At 67.7% G+C, this 18,527-nt stretch carries 18 protein-coding genes, 1 other RNA gene and 1 pseudogene; 11 read left to right on the top strand and 9 right to left on the bottom strand.

Annotation, left to right across the window (positions count from 1 at the left end; all coding sequences use genetic code 11):
• Positions 1–22 precede the first annotated feature (22 nt).
• Positions 23–961, top strand: coding sequence for a cobalamin biosynthesis protein (locus tag JX552_RS18610; protein WP_205873442.1), 939 nt, complete (start codon positions 23–25; stop codon positions 959–961).
• On the opposite strand, the gene JX552_RS18605 is transcribed toward JX552_RS18610, so the two are convergent.
• Genes JX552_RS18605 through JX552_RS18595 form a run of 3 tightly spaced genes read right to left on the bottom strand, consistent with a single transcriptional unit; the run spans position 943 to position 2,925 of the window.
• Positions 943–1,767 carry an SURF1 family cytochrome oxidase biogenesis protein gene (locus JX552_RS18605; RefSeq protein ID WP_205878536.1) on the bottom strand — a complete coding sequence of 275 codons (825 nt, stop codon included), beginning with the start codon at positions 1,765–1,767 and terminating at the stop codon, positions 943–945. The two genes, JX552_RS18610 and JX552_RS18605, sit on opposite strands and share 19 nt — an antisense overlap.
• Positions 1,768–1,769: 2 nt before the next feature.
• Positions 1,770–2,264, bottom strand: coding sequence for a low molecular weight protein-tyrosine-phosphatase (locus JX552_RS18600; protein WP_205873441.1), 495 nt, complete (start codon positions 2,262–2,264; stop codon positions 1,770–1,772).
• Complete coding sequence (locus JX552_RS18595) at positions 2,257–2,925, bottom strand: HAD-IA family hydrolase (protein WP_205873440.1); 669 nt, start codon at positions 2,923–2,925, stop codon at positions 2,257–2,259. Before JX552_RS18595 ends, JX552_RS18600 begins: the two co-directional genes overlap by 8 nt.
• 125 nt (positions 2,926–3,050) lie before the next feature.
• Between JX552_RS18595 and JX552_RS18590 the strand changes: the two genes are divergently transcribed.
• The 5 genes from JX552_RS18590 to JX552_RS18570 are packed head-to-tail and all read left to right on the top strand — an operon-like array spanning position 3,051 to position 8,842.
• Positions 3,051–4,712, top strand: coding sequence for a PE family protein (locus JX552_RS18590; RefSeq protein ID WP_205873439.1), 1,662 nt, complete (start codon positions 3,051–3,053; stop codon positions 4,710–4,712).
• Positions 4,713–4,766: 54 nt separating this feature from the next.
• Positions 4,767–5,837, top strand: a complete 1,071-nt coding sequence (gene cobC / locus JX552_RS18585; RefSeq protein WP_205873438.1) for an Rv2231c family histidinol phosphate aminotransferase CobC — start codon at positions 4,767–4,769, stop codon at positions 5,835–5,837.
• Complete coding sequence (locus JX552_RS18580; protein ID WP_205873437.1) at positions 5,834–6,955, top strand: Nif3-like dinuclear metal center hexameric protein; 1,122 nt, start codon at positions 5,834–5,836, stop codon at positions 6,953–6,955. The genes cobC and JX552_RS18580 overlap by 4 nt, the downstream gene beginning before the upstream one ends.
• A 22-nt stretch (positions 6,956–6,977) precedes the next feature.
• Positions 6,978–7,715, top strand: a complete 738-nt coding sequence (locus tag JX552_RS18575; RefSeq protein WP_205873436.1) for a zinc ribbon domain-containing protein — start codon at positions 6,978–6,980, stop codon at positions 7,713–7,715.
• Positions 7,712–8,842, top strand: coding sequence for a bifunctional RNase H/acid phosphatase (locus JX552_RS18570; protein WP_205873435.1), 1,131 nt, complete (start codon positions 7,712–7,714; stop codon positions 8,840–8,842). The genes JX552_RS18575 and JX552_RS18570 overlap by 4 nt, the downstream gene beginning before the upstream one ends.
• Here the strand turns inward: JX552_RS18570 and JX552_RS18565 are convergent.
• Positions 8,839–9,258 carry a DUF1398 family protein gene (locus tag JX552_RS18565; RefSeq protein ID WP_205873434.1) on the bottom strand — a complete coding sequence of 140 codons (420 nt, stop codon included), beginning with the start codon at positions 9,256–9,258 and terminating at the stop codon, positions 8,839–8,841. The genes JX552_RS18570 and JX552_RS18565 overlap by 4 nt on opposite strands.
• Before the next feature lie 68 nt (positions 9,259–9,326).
• Between JX552_RS18565 and JX552_RS18560 the strand changes: the two genes are divergently transcribed.
• Positions 9,327–9,755, top strand: coding sequence for a MarR family winged helix-turn-helix transcriptional regulator (locus JX552_RS18560; RefSeq protein WP_205873433.1), 429 nt, complete (start codon positions 9,327–9,329; stop codon positions 9,753–9,755).
• Positions 9,756–9,758: 3 nt separating this feature from the next.
• Here the strand turns inward: JX552_RS18560 and JX552_RS18555 are convergent, their stop codons facing one another.
• Positions 9,759–10,469, bottom strand: a complete 711-nt coding sequence (locus JX552_RS18555; protein WP_205873432.1) for a 2OG-Fe(II) oxygenase — start codon at positions 10,467–10,469, stop codon at positions 9,759–9,761.
• A 105-nt stretch (positions 10,470–10,574) separates the two neighbouring features.
• Here JX552_RS18555 and rnpB point away from each other — a divergent pair.
• Positions 10,575–10,992: RNase P RNA component class A (gene rnpB, locus JX552_RS18550), an RNA gene on the top strand.
• 55 nt (positions 10,993–11,047) lie between these two features.
• Here the strand turns inward: rnpB and JX552_RS33400 are convergent.
• The 3 genes from JX552_RS33400 to JX552_RS18535 form a co-directional block, all read right to left on the bottom strand.
• A complete protein-coding gene (locus JX552_RS33400; RefSeq protein ID WP_205873431.1) occupies positions 11,048–12,382 on the bottom strand; it encodes a PE family protein in 1,335 nt (444 codons plus the stop codon).
• Entirely contained in the window at positions 12,382–12,825 is a 444-nt protein-coding gene (locus JX552_RS18540) for an MFS transporter (RefSeq protein ID WP_205873430.1), read from the bottom strand. The genes JX552_RS33400 and JX552_RS18540 overlap by 1 nt, the downstream gene beginning before the upstream one ends.
• Before the next feature lie 339 nt (positions 12,826–13,164).
• The gene (locus tag JX552_RS18535) at positions 13,165–14,706 is read right to left on the bottom strand and encodes a CYTH and CHAD domain-containing protein (protein ID WP_205873429.1); all 1,542 of its coding nucleotides are present in this window, start codon (positions 14,704–14,706) and stop codon (positions 13,165–13,167) included.
• Between the two features lie 215 nt (positions 14,707–14,921).
• Between JX552_RS18535 and JX552_RS18530 the strand changes: the two genes are divergently transcribed.
• On the top strand, positions 14,922–15,281 hold the full coding sequence (locus JX552_RS18530) for a heme-binding protein (RefSeq protein ID WP_205873428.1): 360 nt from the start codon (positions 14,922–14,924) through the stop codon (positions 15,279–15,281).
• A gap of 177 nt (positions 15,282–15,458) precedes the next feature.
• Here JX552_RS18530 and panB read toward each other — a convergent pair whose 3' ends face one another.
• Complete coding sequence (gene panB / locus JX552_RS18525; RefSeq protein WP_205873427.1) at positions 15,459–16,304, bottom strand: 3-methyl-2-oxobutanoate hydroxymethyltransferase; 846 nt, start codon at positions 16,302–16,304, stop codon at positions 15,459–15,461.
• A gap of 131 nt (positions 16,305–16,435) precedes the next feature.
• On the opposite strand from panB, the gene JX552_RS18520 reads away from it, so the two are divergent.
• Positions 16,436–17,827: a WS/DGAT/MGAT family O-acyltransferase gene (locus JX552_RS18520; protein WP_205873426.1), complete on the top strand. Its 1,392-nt coding sequence runs from the start codon at positions 16,436–16,438 to the stop codon at positions 17,825–17,827.
• Positions 17,828–18,129: 302 nt separating this feature from the next.
• Positions 18,130–18,471, top strand: a pseudogene (locus tag JX552_RS33750) (PE family protein); the annotation flags it as partial.
• Positions 18,472–18,527 lie beyond the last annotated feature (56 nt).

Genomic DNA, 18,527 nt, shown 5'->3' with positions numbered 1-18,527 from the left:
GCCGGTGTGAGACGCTGCCGGGGTGTCTGCACGGGATGCTCGGGTCGCGGGCGTCGTCGCCGGTTACCTGTTCGACCTCGTGGTGGCCGACCCCAGTCGGGGTCATCCGGTCGCATTGTTCGGTGCCGGGGCCGCAACGTTGGAGCGGATCAGCTACCGAGACAACCGGGTCGCCGGGGTGGCTCATGTGGGCCTGTTGGTGGGCGGCGTCTGTCTGCTCGGTGCGGCCGTCCGGCGTCGCACCGGTTCGGCGTTGGCAACCGCGCTGGCAACCTGGGTGTCGCTGGGCGGAAACTCGCTGACCCGCACTGGCAGCCGGATGGCCGAGTTGCTGCAGGGCGGTGACGTCGACGCAGCGCGGCTTTTGCTCCCGTCGTTGTGCGGGCGTGACCCGGCTGCGCTGGACGAGATCGGTCTGACCCGCGCGGCGCTGGAGTCGGTCGCCGAGAACACTTCCGACGCCCAGGTGGCGGCACTGCTGTGGGCCGCGATCGGGGGGGCGCCTGCGGTGTTGGGGTATCGCGCGATCAACACCCTGGACGCGATGGTGGGATACCGGTCGCCGCGATACCTCCGATTCGGCTGGGCCGCAGCGCGATTGGACGATCTGGCGAATTATCTCGGCGCGCGCGTGACGGCCGGTCTAGTAGTGATGTGTGCTCCGTTGGTCGACGGATCGCCCGGTGCCGCAATGCTTGCCTGGCGACGCGACGCACAACGGCATCCCAGTCCCAATGCCGGCGTGGTCGAGGCCGCGTTCGCGGGCGCGCTCGGCGTGCGACTCGGCGGTCCTACCCAGTACCGGCAAGAGTTGCAGATCCGGCCGACGTTGGGCCACGGCCGGCAACCCACGGTTGCCGATCTGCTTCGCGCGGTGCGGCTTTCGCGGATGGTGCAGGCCAGTGCGGCGGTGGGAGCGGCTGGGCTGGCGTGGTGGGCGGGTCAGCGCCGGCGACCGTAACGGTCGGCGAGCTTGTCCTCCACGGACGGGGGACCGGCAGGCTGCGCGACCGCCGGCGATCCCTGCTTGTCGCGGCGCCGCGCCCGAACCTCGGAATACACGAAATAACCCAAGGCGATGGGCGCCAGGACGCCGAACAACACCCACTGGATGCCGTAGGAGAGGTACGGCCCGGCATCGAGGTGCGGGACCCCGATGACACCCAGTCCACCGGGCTGGTTCTCTACCAACTGCAGATAAGACCCGGCGAGCGGCACCCCCGTCAACGCCGCTACCTGGCCGGTGCTCACCGAATACACCTGTTGGTAGCCGTCTCTGGTGAACGGGTCCTTGCCGGCCACCGTGGGCTCGGAGTCGCGAAGACGTGCCGTGATGGTCACCGGCTGGGTGGGTGGGGTCGGAATCTTCGGCACGTGCGAGCCCTCCTCGGGCCGCACCCAGCCGCGGTCGACCAGGACGGTCGGACCGTCGTCGACGGTGAACGGCATCAGCACCTCGAACGCCTGCTCACCGTCCACGACCCTCAGCCGCGCCAGCACCCGAACCTCCGCCAGGTAGTGCCCGGTGGCGGTGACCTGGCGCCACTGCGCTCCGGGTGCCGACGAATCTTGTTGAGGGAGAAGCGTTTGCAATGGCACCGGCGGGGTGTTAAGGGAATCGGTGATCTGCTGATTTTCCCGCGAGGTCCGGGTGTTCTTGCCCAATTGCCAGGGCGCCAGCACCGTGAAACACAGATACGTGAACGCGATGCACACCAGAATCAGCGCCACCCAGCCCGGGCGCACCAAAAACCCCAACCGCCGCAGCATCACCCGTACCCGTTCTGCGCGAGCTTCTCATCGACCCAGTCGTGCAGACCCGGTAGCGCGGCCTCGATGACAACGAACGCCGTCTCGAAGTCGCGGTGGCCTCCGTAGTAGGGATCCTCGACGTCGGGGGTGTGGGCCCCAGAGCGAGGGTCGAACGAGCGCAACATCCGCAGCCGGCAGTCCTCGACCCCTAGTTGCCGCAATAGTCGTTGATGGTTGCGCCCTAGGGCCACTACCAGATCCGCCGAAAGGTGGTCGTCGTCCACCTGAGCCGCGCGGTGGGCGGTGGGGTAGCCATGGTCGCGCAGCACCCGCTTGGCCCGCGTGTCGGCGCCTTCGCCGGCGTGCCAATTGCCGGTGCCGGCGCTGGTGACGCGTACGACGTCGCCGAGCCCGCGTTCGGCGATCTGGTGGGCGAACATCTTCTCGGCCATCGGCGAACGGCAGATGTTGCCCGAGCACACGAACGTCACGTGCAACAGCGGATCAGACACCCAACGCCCTCCGCAGTTCGTCGACCGTCTCCACGTGGGTCACGCCGGTCAGTCTGATCGGTTCGGCGAAGTCACCCCGCCCATAGCCCCAGCCGACCACTACCGTGTCGATGCCGTGCGCAGCCGCCCCGTGCACGTCGTGGCTGCGGTCACCGACCATGAGGACACGCTCGGGCAGCGGTTCCAGCTGCCCCAGCGCGTGCGCCAGAACGTCGGTCTTGGACTTGCGGGTGCCGTCCGGGCTGGCTCCGGCGATGACCTCGAAATGCTGGTCGAGCTCGAAGTGGGCCAGGATGCGGCGCGCCGTGGGCTCCAGCTTGGAGGTCGCCACCGCCAACCGCACCCCGGCCGCCCGCAAGTCGGCCAGCAGCGGCGCAATGCCGTCGAACAGGCTGTTCATCGCCCAGCCGCGGCTGCCGTACTCGGCCCGGAACGCTGCAAACGCCTCGTCGGCGCGCCCGTCGAGTTCCATGGCGTGGAATGTCTCGTCCATCGGCGGCCCGACGATCCGGGCGGCCAGATCGCCCTCGGGAATCGCGGCCCCGATGTGGGTGAGCGCGTGCCGAAAACTGGCCACGATGCCGACCGCCGAATCCGTCAGGGTGCCGTCGAGATCGAAGATCACCAATTGCGCGTTGCCACCGCCTGTCACGGTGTCCATTGTCGTCGATCGCGCCGAGCCACCGACGATGAGGCGACCCGACGCAAAACTAGGCGCCCAGGGGTATCTGTTTGCCACAATCGGTGTCGCAACATGCGGGGGCCGGGTTGTGGAGGTTCGCTGCAATGACACTTGTGAACGCGCAGCCGCAGCTGATGGCCGCGGCCACGGCCGAAGTGGCCGCAGTCGGCTCGGCGATCGGCGAAATCAGGGCACTGGTGGCCGGTCCCACCACCGAACTGGCCGCCGCGGCGGCCGACGAGGTGTCTGTGGCCGCCGCGGAGCTGTTCGGCTGCTACGCCCGCGAATCGCAGGCTGTCCTCGCTTGGACGGCGGCATTCGGTGAACGATTCGCCGTCGCGCTGGGCGCCGCCGCGCGCACGTACCTTGATGCCGAGGCGGCCAACGCCGTCGCGGTATCGGGCTTGTTCAGCGGGTTGCCGGCCGGCGGCGCGAGTCAGGCACCGGGCGGACCCACCGCCCCGTTACCGGCACCGGCCCAGCCGTTGGTGGCGCTGATCATGGGCGGCACCGGCGACCCGAATCCGACGAGCTCCTACGTCAACGCCGTCAGCACGCTGTTCATCCGGCAGAACGGTGCCATCCCGCAGGTGCTGTTCACGCCCGAGCAGCTATACCCACTGACCGGCGTGCGAAGCCTGCCGTTCGACACCTCGGTGCAGCAGGGTGTGGCGATTCTGCACAATGCGGTCATCCAGCAGCTCGGCAGCGGCAACCACGTCACCGTGTTCGGCTACTCCCAAAGCGCGGAAATAGCCTCGCTGGAGATGCGACAACTGGCGGCGCTGGGCGCAGGTGCCCCGAGTCCCGCGGATCTGGACTTCGTGCTGATCGGTAACCCGATGAACCCCAACGGCGGCCTACTGCAGCGCTTCGTCGGATTAAGCCTGCCGTCGGTCGGATTGACCATGTACGGGGCGACGCCGGACAACCTATACCCGACCACCATCTACACCCGCGAATACGACGGGCTGGCCGACTTTCCGCGGTATCCGCTCAACATCGTCGCCGACCTGAACGCCTTCTTCGGCATCGGCGCGGTGCACTTCGGCTACCCGCATCTGACGACCGAGCAGGTCGATTCGGCAGTCACCCTGAGCACCGAGGGCCCGACGATGACCACCTACAAGATGATTCCGACCCCGAATCTGCCGCTGTTGGATCCGCTGCGCGTGATTCCGGTTTTCGGCAAACCGGTGGCCGACCTGCTCCAGCCCGGTCTGCGTGTCATCGTCAATCTCGGCTACGGCGATCCGACCTACGGCTGGTCCACGACCGCGGCCAACGTGCCGACCCCGTTCGGGCTGTTTCCGGAGGTGAATCCGGGTGTGGTTCTCCATGCCCTCGCAGTGGGCGCACAGCAGGGTGTACACGACTTCCTGGTGGATCTGGAGACCATCGTCTCGAATCCCTCCCCGTCGGTGCCCCTGTGGCCCGACCTGTTGCCAGCGCTGCTCGGGCCGCCGCCGGGACCGGTGGCGCCGACGCCGGCGAACATCGTCAACACGGTGGCGAAGATCATCTCGACGGACTATGCGGTCCTGCTTCCGACCGCCGACATCGTCACCGCCGCCACGCTAAGCCTGCCGGTATACGACGCCAGCTTGTTCGTGAGCGGGATCGAGCGCGGCAGCCTGATTCATGCGATCGGAGACCCGATCGCGGCCACCACCGCAATGCTGACCATGGCGGCCCTTATGGAAGCGCTCACGATCGTGGAAGCGGGATATCTCAATCTGATGGATATCCAGAGTCTGCTGCGCTGACGGCAACCGGTGGTCGGCGATCATGGCATGGCTGAGCGCACTAGTGTTTCTGTGATGGCAGACCTTGGTCCGCGCACGTCGAGTCGTGTTGCGCGCGCGCGTTATCACGGTGATCAGGAGGTCGTGCCGGGCATGCTGGATTTCGCTGTCAACATTCGTCGTCCCCACCCACCGTCGTGGCTGGTGCAGACGTTGAGGGCACGAATTCCGGACCTGGCCCGCTACCCGAGCGCCGCAGACGTCGTGCAGGCGCAGGACGCGGTGGCCGCACGGCACCGCCGCACCCGCGACGAAGTGTTGCCGTTGGCCGGCGCCGCCGAGGGTTTCGCGTTGCTGAGCAACCTGCGCCCACGTCGCGCGGCGATACTTGCGCCCTCCTTCACCGAACCCGAGGCCGCGCTGAGCGCGGCCGGGATTGCGGTGCACCATGTCGTCCTGCAACCCCCGTTCACCCTGGACGCTGCCACTGGAACCGGTGCCGTGCCCGAGGATGCGGATTTGGTGGTGATAGGGAACCCGACCAATCCGACGTCGGTGCTGCATACGCGCGAGCAACTGCTCTCGCTTCGCCGGCCCGGACGGATACTCGTCGTCGACGAAGCGTTCGCCGACTCGATACCCGGCGAGCCGCACTCGCTTGCGGGTGACGCACTGCCGGACGTGCTGGTGCTGCGCAGCCTGACCAAGACGTGGGGTCTGGCCGGTTTGCGGGTGGGTTACGCACTCGGGGCGCCGGACCTACTGGCCCGGTTGACCGCTGAGCGCCCCCACTGGCCGGTGGGCACCCTGCAGCTGGCCGCGATCACCGCGTGCTGCGCCCCGCACGCTGTCGCCGAAGCCGCCGCGGATGCAGGACGGTCGGTGGCGACGCGCGCGGCCATGGTCGCGGGTCTGGAATCGGTGGGATTCCAGGTCGTCGCGGGCCGGGCCCCCTTCGTGCTGTTCTGCAGCCCGGACGCTGTCGGAATTCGAAAGCGGCTGCGTGACAAGGGCATTGCGGTAAGGCGCTGCGATACATTCGTCGGCCTGGACGAGCGCTATTTGCGGGCAGCGGTGCGTCCGGAGTGGCCCGAATTGGTCGAGTCGATCGCGCCGGCAGGTGTACCCGGCGGGAGCTGCCGATGAGTGTGCGACTGGCTGACGTCATCGAGGTGCTGGACGCCGCGTACCCTCCGCGATTGGCGGAATCATGGGATTCGGTGGGTCTGGTGTGTGGTGACCCCGAGGACGAGGTCGGATCGGTCACCGTCGCGATCGATGCGACAGCCGAAGTGGCCGCCGAGGTGCCCGACAACGGGCTGCTGCTGGCCCACCATCCGTTGCTGTTGCGTGGCGTCGACACCGTCGCCGCCAGCACGCCCAAAGGTGCGCTGATTCACCGCCTGATCCGCTCCGGCCGCTCGTTGTTCACCGCGCACACCAACGCCGACTCAGCGTCCCCGGGGGTGTCCGACGCGCTGGCGGAGACCCTCGGCCTGACCGTCGAGGCCGTTCTGGACAGCTCGCCGAGCGTTTCCCAGCTGGATAAATGGGTCGTCTACGTCCCTGTGGAGAACGCAGAAGCGGTGCGGGAAGCGGTCTTTGCCGCCGGCGCCGGCCACATTGGTGACTACTCGCATTGCAGTTGGAGCGTCACCGGCACCGGCCAGTTCCTGCCGCACGAAGGCGCCGCGCCGGCGATCGGCAGCGTCGGGGCCGTCGAGCACGTCACCGAGGACCGGGTCGAAGTCATCGCGCCCACCCGGGCGCGGGCCGCCGTCCTGGCGGCGATGCGTGCCGCGCATCCGTACGAAGAGCCGGCGTTCGACATCCTGGCGTTGCAGCCGCCTCCGTCCGGGACCGGGCTGGGCCGCATCGGGGTGCTGCCGGCGCCCGAGCCGTTACGGAATTTCGTCGCCCGCGTCGGCGCGGCTCTGCCTAAGACGTCCTGGGGGGTGCGCGCCGCGGGCGACCCGGATCTGCCGGTGTCGCGGGTGGCGGTGTGCGGCGGCGCTGGGGACTCGTTCCTGAGTGCGGTAGCCGCGGCGGACGTCCAGGCTTATGTCACCTCCGACCTGCGGCATCATCCCGCTGACGAGCATTGCCGGGCCTCGCCGGTGGCGTTGATCGACGTCGCACACTGGGCCAGTGAATTCCCGTGGTGTGCCCAGGCGGCCGAGGTGTTGCGGTCCCGATTCGGATCGCTACCCGTGCGGGTATCCACCGTCCGCACCGACCCGTGGAACCTGAGAACACCGTGCTGACAAAGAGACCGGGAGTGCAGCGATGAAGGCCGATGTAGCACAGCAGCGTTCGCTACTGGAATTGGCGAAGTTGGATGCTGAGCTGTCCCGGCTCGCGCATCGGAGCGCTCATCTGGCCGAGCGCGCCGAGTACGACCGGGTGCGCAAGGAGCACACCGCGGCCAGCGACCGGCTGGGCACCATGCGAATTGCGTTGGAAGACCTGGATGCTCAAATAACACGCTTCGAGGCCGAGATCGACGCGGTGCGCAAGCGCGAAGACCGCGACCGTGCGTTGCTCAGTGCGGGGGCGACCGACGCCAAACGCCAGGCCGACCTGCAGCACGAGCTGGAAACGTTGCAGCGCCGACAGGTCAGCCTCGAGGACTCGCTGCTAGAAGTGATGGAGCGCCGCGAGGAATTGCAGGCGCAACAGGCCGTCGAGTCGGGGGCCACCGACGCGTTGCAGGCCGAGTTGACCAGTGCCCGGCAGGCTCTGGATGCCGCATTGGCTGAACTGGAAAACATCCGGACCGAACACGGGTCGCGACGCGACGCGTTGAGCGCCGGTCTGAATCCCGACCTGTCGGCGCTGTACGAGCGGTTGCGCGCCGGGGGAGGGCCGGGGGCCGGGCCATTGCAGGGACACCGCTGCGGTGCGTGCCGGATCGAGATCGGCCGCGGCGAGTTGGCCCGCATCACCGCCGCCGCCGAGGACGAGGTGCTGCGGTGTCCGGAGTGTGGCGCGATCTTATTGCGCGTCAAGGGTTTTGATCAATGAAGGTGGTCATCGAGGCCGACGGGGGGTCGCGCGGGAACCCGGGTCCCGCCGGGTACGGAGCCGTGGTGTGGAGCGCGGATCGCCGGACCGTGTTGGCCGAGACCAAACAGGCCATCGGACGCGCCACCAACAACGTCGCCGAATATCGCGGTCTGATCGCCGGGCTGGATGACGCCCTGAACCTGGGTGCCGGCGAGGTCCAGGTGCTGATGGACTCCAAGCTGGTGATCGAGCAGATGTCGGGACGCTGGCGCGTCAAGCATCCCGACCTGGTGGAGCTGCACGGCCAGGCGCGGTCACTCGCGGCGCAGTTTCGCCGGATCAGTTTTTCCTGGATTCCGCGCGAGCACAACGCCTACGCCGACCGGCTGGCCAACGAGGCGATGGACGCTGCCGCCCAGACGGATCGCCGGGTGGACAAGGTCGCGGTGCCGGTCACCGACTCCGCACGCAAGGCCGCGGGCGAGGAGGGTTCGTCCGATGAGAACAAGGGCCCCGGCTGGACCGGAGCCCGCGGCACGCCCACCCGGTTGCTGTTGTTGCGGCACGGGCAGACCGAGTTTTCGGCGCAGCGCCGCTACTCCGGTAGAGGCAACCCCCCGTTAAATGAAATCGGTTGGCGACAAGCAGGTTTGGCCGCGCGTTACCTGACTCAGCGCCGCGGTATCGCGGCGGTGATCTCCTCGCCACTGCAGCGGGCTTACGACACCGCGACGACGGCGGCACGCGCGCTGGGCCTGGACGTCACCCTCGACGAGGACCTGATCGAGACCGATTTCGGCGCGTGGGAAGGCCTCACCTTCACCGAGGCTGCTACCCGCGACCCGGAATTGCACCGTCGCTGGTTGTATGACACCGGTGCGCTGCCGCCGGGCGGGGAGAGCTTCGATGATGTGTTGCGACGGGTCCGCCGTGGCCGCGACCGGATCATCGCCGAGCACCCGGGCGCCAACGTGCTGGTGGTCTCCCACGTCACACCGATCAAGTCGATGTTGCGGATGGCGCTGGACGCCGGGTCGGGCATTCTGTACCGGCTGCATCTGGATCTGGCGTCGTTGAGCATCGCCGAGTTCTATCCCGATGGCGCGTCGTCGGTACGCCTGGTCAATCAGACGGGATATCTCTAACCGGCGAGCTCGACCTGCGGATAGGACTCGACGTACTGCTCGCCGGCCACACCCGAGTACGTGCAGGTGCGGCGTTGCAGGTCGACGTCGTAGTGCACCACGCCGGCCTCCCAGCACGACCGGGCGAACTGCGGATAGCTGCTGCTGCCGGACTGGTCGGTGCGGATCGCGGCGACCAGGGCGTCCTCGTTCCACGACGCCACGTCGGCCATGCCGTGCACGACCGGATCCGCCTGCATGACGACCGGGCCGGCCTCGGTCACATAGAAGGTGGTACCCGACGGGATCGAGTGGTGGTACGTGCTCACCCCGGCCTGACGCAACACCTCGGCGAGGTAGGGAAAGCCGTGTGCTCTGGGCCGGCCGGCTGCCGCCCGTTGGTGCGCGGCCTGAAGATTAGCGATTGCGCTACTCACGATCTGTGCTCCAATCTAATGTCGACATCATATTGCTAAACTGACAACGTATTGTCAAAAGGAGCTCGATGGCCGACGACATCGCCCTGTTGGTTGCCGACATCTACGAAGCTGCCGGAGCGCTGCGCAAGTCCGGAGACGCCGTCGCGAAAACGCAAGGACAGACGCAGGCCCGCTGGCAGTTGCTCAGCGTGCTTTCCGGCGATGCGACGTCAGTGCCCCGCGCCGCCCGTCGACTCGGTGTTTCTCGGCAGGGCGTGCAGCGCATCGCCAACAACCTGGTGGACGACGGTCTGGCGCAGTGGACATCCAACCCCGACCACCGCTCCTCGCCGCTGTTGACGCTGACCGCCGCCGGGGAACGTGCCTTGGCGGCCATCACGGCCCGGGCTTCGGCCGCGCACCGGGAATTCACTGCCGACCTCGCGGCGGCGGATATCCAGATCGCGCGAAATGTGTTGCAGCGCTTGACTGCTGCTGTTCGACGGGTTGAGTGAACGCTAGCCGGCGTCGTGAAAGATCAGGCCCAGCGCGTAGCGCTCGCCGGAACGAACGGTCGAGATGCCGTGGCGCACGGGGGCGGCTGACCATCCCCGGCTGGAGGGCACCGGCCGGTCGCGGGTGGTGAACACGTAGCCGTGCCCTTGGGGCAGTTGCGTCGCGGTGCCGCGCGATTGCGCCCGAAACCGCTGCTCGATGAGCAGGAACTCCCCTCCGGTGTAGTGAACGCCAGGCTCGCTCAGGTTGATCACCACCTGCAGCGGAAAGACCAGATCGCCATAGAGATCCTGATGCAGCGCGTTCCAGTCGCCGGCCCCGTATCGCAACATCAACGCCGTCGAGCGAGTCTGTCCCGCGCGGTGGCAGGTCGTCAGCCACTCGTCGAGGCTATCCGGCCAGGGGGTCGATCGGCCCAGCTTGGTCCACCAATCGCGGGCGATCGGCAGTAGCCGGGGGTAGAGCACCTGTTTGAGTTGTTCGACCGCCTCGGGATACGGGGCATGAAAGTAGCGGTACTGCCCGGCGCCGTAGCGTTTCGGTGCCATGTTGATCGTCTTCCGGAACAGGCTGTCGTCGCTGTAGAGCGCACACAGCCGGGCGGCCTCGGCGGTCGTCACCAACCGGGGCAGCAGCGCCCCGCCGTACTCGTCGACCTCGGCGGCGATGGCCTCCCAGTCTCCGGAGCCGACGCGGGTCTCCCACCGGGACATTCGGCCGCCCTCCCGTCGTTGCCTGCATCGTCAAACCGCGCTGTCCACGATAGGAGACCGGACCTGGCTTGTGCCCTATTCAGCGGGTACCGTGTTCGACGCGGACGAGTTGGCTGGACGGCCGCGGCACGCGTCGGTCCGAGAGGTGCCGACTTGGGTCGAGGAAAGTCCGGACTTCACAGAGCAGGGTGATTGCTAACGGCAATCCGAGGCGACTCGCGGGACAGTGCCACAGAAAGCAGACCGCCACCCACGGGTGGTAAGGGTGAAACGGTGCGGTAAGAGCGCACCAGCATCCCGGGTGACCGGGGTGGCTAGGCAAACCCCACCCGAAGCAAGGCCAAGAAGGCCGCACCGAAAGTGCGGCCGCGCAGACGCTTGAGGGCTGCTCGCCCGAGTTTGCGGGTAGGCCGCTCGAGGCACCCGGCAACGGTGTGTCCAGATGGATGGTCGTCGCCGTGCCGCCGTGGATGAAAGCCGCGGCGGTGGGGAACAGAATCCGGCTTACAGGCCAACTCGTCCGCCTCCTCGCTTACGAGCCCGCCGCGTCGAGCTGCACGTGCTGAGCGCCGTCATGGCTAGCCGCTTTGGCCCTGGACGCCATCGGATCCGTTGGGTCCGTCGTCGCCGACCAACAGCCCCGCTTGCCCGCCGGGGCCGCCGGGGGCGCCGTTGCCGCCGTCGCCGGTGGCGCTGTTGCCGCCGTTGCCGCCGGCGCCACCGGGGCCGCCGTTGCCGATCGACCCGCCAGCGCCCCCGCTGCCGCCCGATGCGCCATTACCGCCGAGCCCGCTGACAGTGTTGCCGCCGTTGCCGCCTGCTCCCGCCGGCCCGCCATTGCCGTAGAAAAGACCGGCGAACCCACCGCTTCCGCCGGCCGCTCCGTTGCCACCGCTACCGTTGCCGCCGTTGCCGCCGTTGCCGCCGTTGCCTGCCGGTCCGCCGTGTCCGATCAGCAGGCCAGCGTTCGCGCCGGATCCACCTGCCGCGCCATGTCCGCCGGTCTGTCCATTTCCGCCGTTGCCGCCCGCTCCGGCGGCACCCCCGTTGCCGATCCACCCGGTGCCCCCACCGTTGCCGCCGGGTGCGCCGTTGCCTCCGGTTCCGTTTGCAGCGTTGCCGCCATTGCCGCCGGCTCCTGCGGGGCCGCCGTTGCCGTATAAGAGTCCGGCATGTCCGCCGTTGCCACCGGGTGCGCCATCGCCACCGCTAGTCAGTGCGTTCGCGCCGTTGCCGCCGGATCCCGCCGGCCCGCCGTTGCCGATCAACCCGGCGTCACCACCGCGGCCGCCGAACCCGGCGATGCCGCTGGCGGTGGAAGACCCGCCGGAGCCACCCGCCCCGCCGTTGCCGAACAGCAGCCCACCGTGGCCGCCCTGGCCGCCGCTTCCGGTGTCGGCTCCGGCGCCGCCGGGTCCACCGTTGCCGATCAGCCCGGCAGATCCCCCACGGCCGCCCGCCGGGTGCTGGGTGGTGCCAGAACCGCCCGCACCCCCATTGCCGTATAACAGGCCCCCGTCGCCTCCGTCCTGGCCCGGCGCTCCGTTGGCCCCATTGCCGATGAGCGGCCGGCCAAGGAGCGCCCGCGCCTGGGCGTCCAGCGCGTTGAGCGGGCTCTCAAGGATCGACCTGCCCATTGATTCGGTGTGGGAATACGACGCAGCACTTGCGCTCAATGCCTGAACAAACTGCCCGTGGAACCAGTCCACTTGGGCGCTGACAGCCTGATAGTTGCGGCCAATCGACGCGAACAATGCCGCGACGGCAGCGGATACCTCGTCGGCACCCGCTGCCGCGACTTCGGTGGTCGGGATGGCAACTGTCGCATTGGCCGCACTGAGCGCCGATCCCAGATCGGCCAGTTGCGTTGCCGCTGCAGACATGGTCTCGGGTGCCGTGCTGACGAAAGACATCACATTACTCCGCTGAACTCACTGGCAAAACCGGTCCAGATTCCGACGGCGCGTCCTTTGTGGTCGGGGTGAACCACGCCCGTGATGGTCGACAACGTGCTGGGCATGATGAACGCCGCTCCGATGTCCATGACGACCCGCGCGATGATGATGGCGGACGGTGATCCCGCTGCTGCGGCGACGGCATTGGCTAGCCCAAACACCAACGTGCCGCCTATCAGTGTCCGTCGGCGGCCGAAGTCCCCCCCGATGGCGCCGGCCGGTAGCACTAGCGCCGCCAACGCGACGGTGTAGGCGTCGGCGATCCAGGTGAGGTCGGTCGCACTTGCGCCACGGTCTACGGCGATGTCAGGCAGTGCGACGCTGACACCGGCGACCGCGGACATAACCACCACTAACGCGCCGCAGCAGGCGAGCACGACACCGCGGGGATCGGTACGCATCCTGAGCTCCTTTGGGGTGGCGCAACTACAACTGGCTGACGCAATTGCTCAAGTGATGACATGTTCACTCTAGAACTGATAGTCAGTCAACACCTCTTGAGGAAGTTTGACACGGGATGGCCATGAACCGCCCGCCGGAAGGAACGAGCTGGAAGGAAACAAGTCCGCAACCCGCTCGCACGGACCTGTCGGCAAGTGCCGAATCAAGGCCGGCGCCAGCAGGGCTGGTCAATTGCGGTCTTGTGGGCCAGGGTTGCTCAACTCCAGAGCAGCCACGCCGCTCGTGCCGACCACGAGGTCGGAATCGTGGTCCGTCTGGTGCCAGCAGGCTCGCCTACTTCAGCGCCGACTCTTGTGTACCGCCTTGTCGAGCTCGCGCAGCGCCGAATCGAGTTGTTTGCGACTGCCCTCGGCGATCTCGCTCTCCTGCTGGTAGAGCAGGCCGTAGGTGAAGGTGTCTTCCCCCGCCAGGTGCGCCGCGTGGGCCTGGGCCAGCAGGTGTTCGCGGCTGACCACGCTGTCCTGATGGTCACCGAGCAACGTCTGGATGGCCTTGGCCTGCTGGGCCACCCGGTCGGCCCCGGTGGCCGCGGCCGTGTAACGCAGCCGCTTGGCGCGTTTGCGGATTACGTGCAGCGTCTCGTCCGCGTCGTCGGCGTGCGCGGCTTCGGCCGCCTTGGCAGCCTTGACGGCTTTGCTGACGCGCTTGTACGCGGCATCGATGGTGACCGGTCGTGGCTTCTCGCCAAACGCGGTGACCGACGGCGCGGTGACCATCGACTCGAGGGCGTCGAGCAGGCGGAAGTACCGCTTGGACCGCATAGCGGCCAGCGAGCGTCGATGCCCGAGCTGATATCGGCGCCGGGCTCCGCTGACGAGACGCTCGGTCACCGGCCCGCGCACCAACTCCGGGTCCAGCCGACCCAACTCGCGCTCGTAGCGCTCGGCCAGGACTTCGGCGTCACGCGCCACGCCCAGGATCCCAGCGAGCTCGCGCAATTCGTCGAGAACCCATGCGCCGGCGGCCAATCCGAAGGAATCCTGGGAGTCCTTGAGCAGGCTGCGCATCTTGCGGATGGTGACTCGCATCTGGTGTACGGAGTCGTGCGCGTCGGCGCGCACGGCACGGTCCCACACCAGCAACTCCTCGACCTGCTGTGCCACCGCGCGATGTACCGGGTCCGTCGGGGGCGGGGTGGCCGCGGTCTGTTGGGCCGGGTCGGCCGCCTCCAGCACGCGGCTGAGCTTTGAGCCGTGTCCGGCTGGGGAGGCGCCGGCGTCCAGCAGCCGGTTGCTCAGCCGGTTCAGCAGTTCATGGCCGGCGGCGCGCTTGGTGTCGGAGTCGGTACCCAGGACCTCGAGTTCCCACTCGCGCCAGCGCTGCTCGGCAGGCCCGGCGTCAGAGCCGTTGGACGCCGCCCATGCGGTGACGTGGTCATTGGCGAACTCGGCGAGCGCGGTGCCCGCGGCGTCGTAGAGGACCTGGGCTTCGCGCCGGGTGGTGATGCGCGCGACCGGCTCGACAGGGCGGTCCCGGACGATCGCGAGTACCACGTCCAGCAACGCGGTCGGCACCGTTTCGGCGTCGTCGGAGGCGTCGATCGGCGCGTGAACCTCGGTGCGGGTGTCAGCCCCGGCAGGCAGTTTCAGGTGCCAGCCGGAGTCCTGTCCGCCGGTGCGGCGCCGCAGGGTGATCCGATTACGCGCCAGGTCCTGGGCCGGGGTGTCGAAGTACACCGCGTCCAGCTCCTGAATGGGAAAGGTGTCGACCCGGGCCACGGCGGCGATGCCCTCGAACGAGGGTGACACCGTCGACTCGACCACATCGAACTTGCGCTCGACCTCCAGATGTCGCGCCGTCTTTGGCGCTTTAGCAGGCATGTCTTCTCCGTGAGAACGCGTCGCTGCAGATCAGGGTGGTCCGCAGGCGTCGATCAGGGATCGAGGGGTTCTCATAGCGTGCCACACCGGGGTTACGGTGCTGCCTACGGCATGATCTTGTCGACGGGCCGGCCGCACCACATATCGTGAGCGATGCTGTGCTTGTTCTCGGGACACCGGTCGGGATTGTGGTCGGGATTGTGAAGGAGCTGTCCATGTGGAATTCCCGCGTGATCGCCGGCGCGATCGCTATCGGCGCGGCAAGTGGCGCAATGCTTTTCGGCGCCTCCGGATCTGCCTGGGCGGACCCCGACCCGGCGCCGCCCAACTGTACGGCGGCCGACCTGGCCGGGGTGTCGGCGGGCGTGGCCGCGGCTACTTCCGCTTACCTCTTCGCCCACCCCGACGTCAACGACTTCTTCACCAGCCTGAAGGGGCTTTCCCGGGAAGAGATGCGCGACCGGCTGCAGCAGTACATGGACGCCAATCCGCAGACGCACGCCGATCTGCAGGGAATTCGCCAGCCGGTGACGGACTTCAGGGCTCGCTGCGGGGCGCCGGCGCCGACGTCCTAGGCCCGATCGCCGCTGGATCGATGGCGGCGACCCGCTGCGCCCGGCTGCGCCGGGCTGGCGATCGCCGCTGGATCGATGGCGGCGACCCGCTGCGCCCGGCTGCGCCGGGCTGGCGATCGCCGCTGGATCGATGGCGGCGACCCGCTGCGCCCGGCTGCGCCGGGCTGGCGATCGCCGCTAAAAGCAGTGCTCTTCGGCCGGAAACGCCCCGGTCGCCACTTCATCGGCGTATTGCCTTGCCGCACGGCCTAATTCGGCGCCCACATCGGCGAACCGCTTGACGAAGCGGGCGGACTTGCCGCCACTCATCCCCGCCATGTCCTGCCACACCAGAACCTGGCCGTCACAGCTCGGCCCGGCGCCGATCCCGATCGTCGGGATGGTGAGCTTGCCGGTGATCTGGGTAGCCAATTCGGCCGGCACCATCTCCATCACCACGGAGAACGCGCCGGCTTCGGCGACGGCGATGGCGTCGGCGATGGTCTGTTCGGCGGCGTCGCCACGACCCTGAACCTTGAAGCCCCCGAGGGTGTTGACGCTCTGCGGGGTGAAGCCGATGTGAGCCATGACCGGGATGCCGGCCGTGCTCAGGCAAGCGATCTGGTCCGCGACCCGCTCGCCGCCTTCCAGCTTGACGGCGTGGGCGCCGCCTTCCTTCATGAACCGAGTGGCGGAAGCCAACGCCGCCGCGGGCCCCGCCTCGTAGCTGCCGAACGGCAGGTCGGCGACCACCAGCGCGTGCGGGGCGCCCCGGACCACGCCGCGGACCAGCGGGATCAGCTCATCGATCGAGATCGGCACCGTGGTGTCGTAGCCGTAGACGACGTTGGCCGCCGAGTCGCCGACCAGCAGCACCGGAATGCCTGCCTCGTCGAACACGCGCGCGGTCGAATAGTCGTAGGCCGTCAGCATGCCCCACTTGTGGCCTTCGGCCTTCCACTTCTGTAGGTGATGGGTGCGGATTTTGGGCCGCGGCGCCGATCCGGCGGCAGGGCTCGAACCATAGACGTTCTCAGACATCATTGTCCCTTGGTGATGGTCGGGTCGATCCTCGTGGCCCGCAGCGGGGTCCCCGGGTTCGTCTGACTTATCCAGTCTGCCATCTTGTCCACTCGGATGCACCGTGTGGTGCGCCACGGACATACCATCTCCGGATGCAGCGGCTCAGTGGCCTCGACGCCAGCTTCCTGTACCTGGAGACCGATTCCCAGCCGATGCATGTTTGCTCGATCATGGAGCTGGACACGTCCACGATGCCTGGTGGCTACACCTTTGACCGGCTGCGCGACGCCCTGTCGCAGCGGTTGGCCGCGATGCCGGAGTTTCGGGAGAAGCTTGCTGACAGCCCACTGAACCTCGACCACCCGGTCTGGGTGGACGACAAGAACTTCAGCATCGACCGCCACGTGCACCGCATCGGGTTGCCGCCGCCGGGTGGGCGCGCCGAACTCTCGGAGATCTGCGGGCACATCGCGTCCTTGCCGCTGGACCGCCGGCGGCCGCTGTGGGAGATGTGGGTCATCGAAGGGGTTGCAGGCACCGACTGCCACCGGGCCGGATGCCTGGCGGTGATGATCAAGGTCCACCACGCCGGCGTGGACGGGGTCACCGGTGCCAGCCTGTTGTCGCAGTTGTGCACCACCGAGGCCGATGCCCCGGCTCCCGAACCGGTGCGCGGGGTCGGCGATGCCAGCGGGTGGCAGATCGCGGTCGGGGGATTGCTCCGGTTCGCCAGCAGGCCGCTGCAGTTGGCCAACGTGGTTCCCGACACGGTGAACTCGGTGCTCGACACGCTGCAGCGGGCGCGCGACGGGCTGACTATGGCCCGCCCGTTCGCCGCGCCACGCACGGTCTTCAACGCCACCATCAGCGGGCGTCGCAACATCGCTTACGCCGAGCTGAATCTCGACGACGTCAAGAACGTCAAGGACCACCTCGGCATCAAGGTCAACGATGTGGTGATGGCGTTGGTGTCCGGGGTGCTGCGGCAATATCTGGCCGATCGCAATGTGTTGCCGGAGACGTCGCTGGTGGCGTCGGTACCGGTGTCCGTACACGGCAAGTCCCCCCGTGAAGGGCGCAATCAGGTTTCGGCGATGTTTGCCAGCCTGCACACCGAGATCGCCGACCCGCTGCACCGGCTGAAGGCAATTGCGGAAGCCAATTCTGTTGCCAAGCAACATAGTTCGGCCATCGGTGCGACGCTGCTGCAAGACTGGTCACAGTTCGCCGCGCCGGCGGTCTTCGGCGCCGCGATGCGTGTCTATGCGATGACCCGGCTGACCGAGACCCTGCCCGTGCACAATCTCGTCGTCTCCAACGTTCCGGGCCCGCAGATTCCGCTGTACCTGTTGGGCAGTGAAGTCAAGGCCATGTATCCGTTGGGGCCGATCTTTCACGGCTCGGGGTTGAACATCACGGTGATGTCGTTGAGCGGCAAGCTGTGTATCGGGCTCATCGGGTGCCCGGAACTGGTGCCGGATCTATGGGAGTTGGCCGACGAATTCGGTGTCGTGATGGCGGAAATGCTGGCCACCGTCGGTTAGCCGCCTTTAGAAGATTTGTTGACGTGTGCGCGATGTTCGACGTGGGGCGTCGTGGATATTGCGGTGTCCCCGAATTTCGCCTTGCAGGCCTCTCCGTTAGCGGTGGCCGGCCGGGAAGGTCGCTGTCGGCCTCGTCTCGGCTCATGGCTGTGAAAAGAGTTGCGGGATAGAGGTTTCCATGCCTTCGGGGGGCGGTCCGAAGAGGCGAGGAGGCCGTGCTAGCCGGGGCGGCGGCGGAGCTCTCGTCATCGCGGAATTGGGCCTGGATCAGACACTGACTGAACAAATTTCGTTCAGTCGCAATGGTTGGAAACGAAAGGAGAGTAGGACGAAGATTCCGAACCGCCGGGCCTGCAGCGCCCGACCCGGTTGAGAATATGGTCGGCCGTCGCGCTGAGCCTCATGAAGGGATGCTCCAGACGGCGTCCTTCGTATCGGTGGTGCCGGGGGAGATGAGCGCAGCATCCGTAGATCTGAACCGCCTTGCGGCGGCGTTACGGCAGGCGAACGCGGTGGCCGCACTGCCGACGACACAGATTGCGGCGGCCGCCCAGGACGAGGTGTCGGCTGCAATGGCGGCGTTGTTCGATCGGGTGGGTGCCGACTTTCAGACGCTCAGTCTGCAGACGACGCTGTTTCATCAACGGTTTGCCCAAGCGGTCAATGCGGCGGGCCTGGCCTACGCGGGCGCCGAGGCTGC

The sequence above is a fragment of the Mycobacterium gordonae genome, from assembly GCF_017086405.1.
Classification (GTDB): Bacteria; Actinomycetota; Actinomycetes; order Mycobacteriales; family Mycobacteriaceae; genus Mycobacterium; species Mycobacterium gordonae_D.
The sequence above is the reverse complement of the archived record's forward strand: the minus strand, read 5'-3'. Positions and strand labels throughout refer to the sequence as shown.

Coding starts and splice junctions, on each gene's coding strand:
- JX552_RS18580 (WP_205873437.1), top strand. CDS start 5,834: ATGAGTGTGCGACTGGCTGACGTCATCGAGGTGCTGGACGCCGCGTAC.
- JX552_RS18570 (WP_205873435.1), top strand. CDS start 7,712: ATGAAGGTGGTCATCGAGGCCGACGGGGGGTCGCGCGGGAACCCGGGT.
- JX552_RS18530 (WP_205873428.1), top strand. CDS start 14,922: ATGTGGAATTCCCGCGTGATCGCCGGCGCGATCGCTATCGGCGCGGCA.
- JX552_RS18575 (WP_205873436.1), top strand. CDS start 6,978: ATGAAGGCCGATGTAGCACAGCAGCGTTCGCTACTGGAATTGGCGAAG.
- JX552_RS18595 (WP_205873440.1), bottom strand. CDS start 2,925: ATGGACACCGTGACAGGCGGTGGCAACGCGCAATTGGTGATCTTCGAT.
- JX552_RS18535 (WP_205873429.1), bottom strand. CDS start 14,706: ATGCCTGCTAAAGCGCCAAAGACGGCGCGACATCTGGAGGTCGAGCGC.
- JX552_RS33400 (WP_205873431.1), bottom strand. CDS start 12,382: ATGTCTTTCGTCAGCACGGCACCCGAGACCATGTCTGCAGCGGCAACG.
- cobC (WP_205873438.1), top strand. CDS start 4,767: ATGGCAGACCTTGGTCCGCGCACGTCGAGTCGTGTTGCGCGCGCGCGT.
- JX552_RS18540 (WP_205873430.1), bottom strand. CDS start 12,825: ATGCGTACCGATCCCCGCGGTGTCGTGCTCGCCTGCTGCGGCGCGTTA.
- panB (WP_205873427.1), bottom strand. CDS start 16,304: ATGATGTCTGAGAACGTCTATGGTTCGAGCCCTGCCGCCGGATCGGCG.
- JX552_RS18590 (WP_205873439.1), top strand. CDS start 3,051: ATGACACTTGTGAACGCGCAGCCGCAGCTGATGGCCGCGGCCACGGCC.
- JX552_RS18555 (WP_205873432.1), bottom strand. CDS start 10,469: ATGTCCCGGTGGGAGACCCGCGTCGGCTCCGGAGACTGGGAGGCCATC.
- JX552_RS18560 (WP_205873433.1), top strand. CDS start 9,327: ATGGCCGACGACATCGCCCTGTTGGTTGCCGACATCTACGAAGCTGCC.
- JX552_RS18520 (WP_205873426.1), top strand. CDS start 16,436: ATGCAGCGGCTCAGTGGCCTCGACGCCAGCTTCCTGTACCTGGAGACC.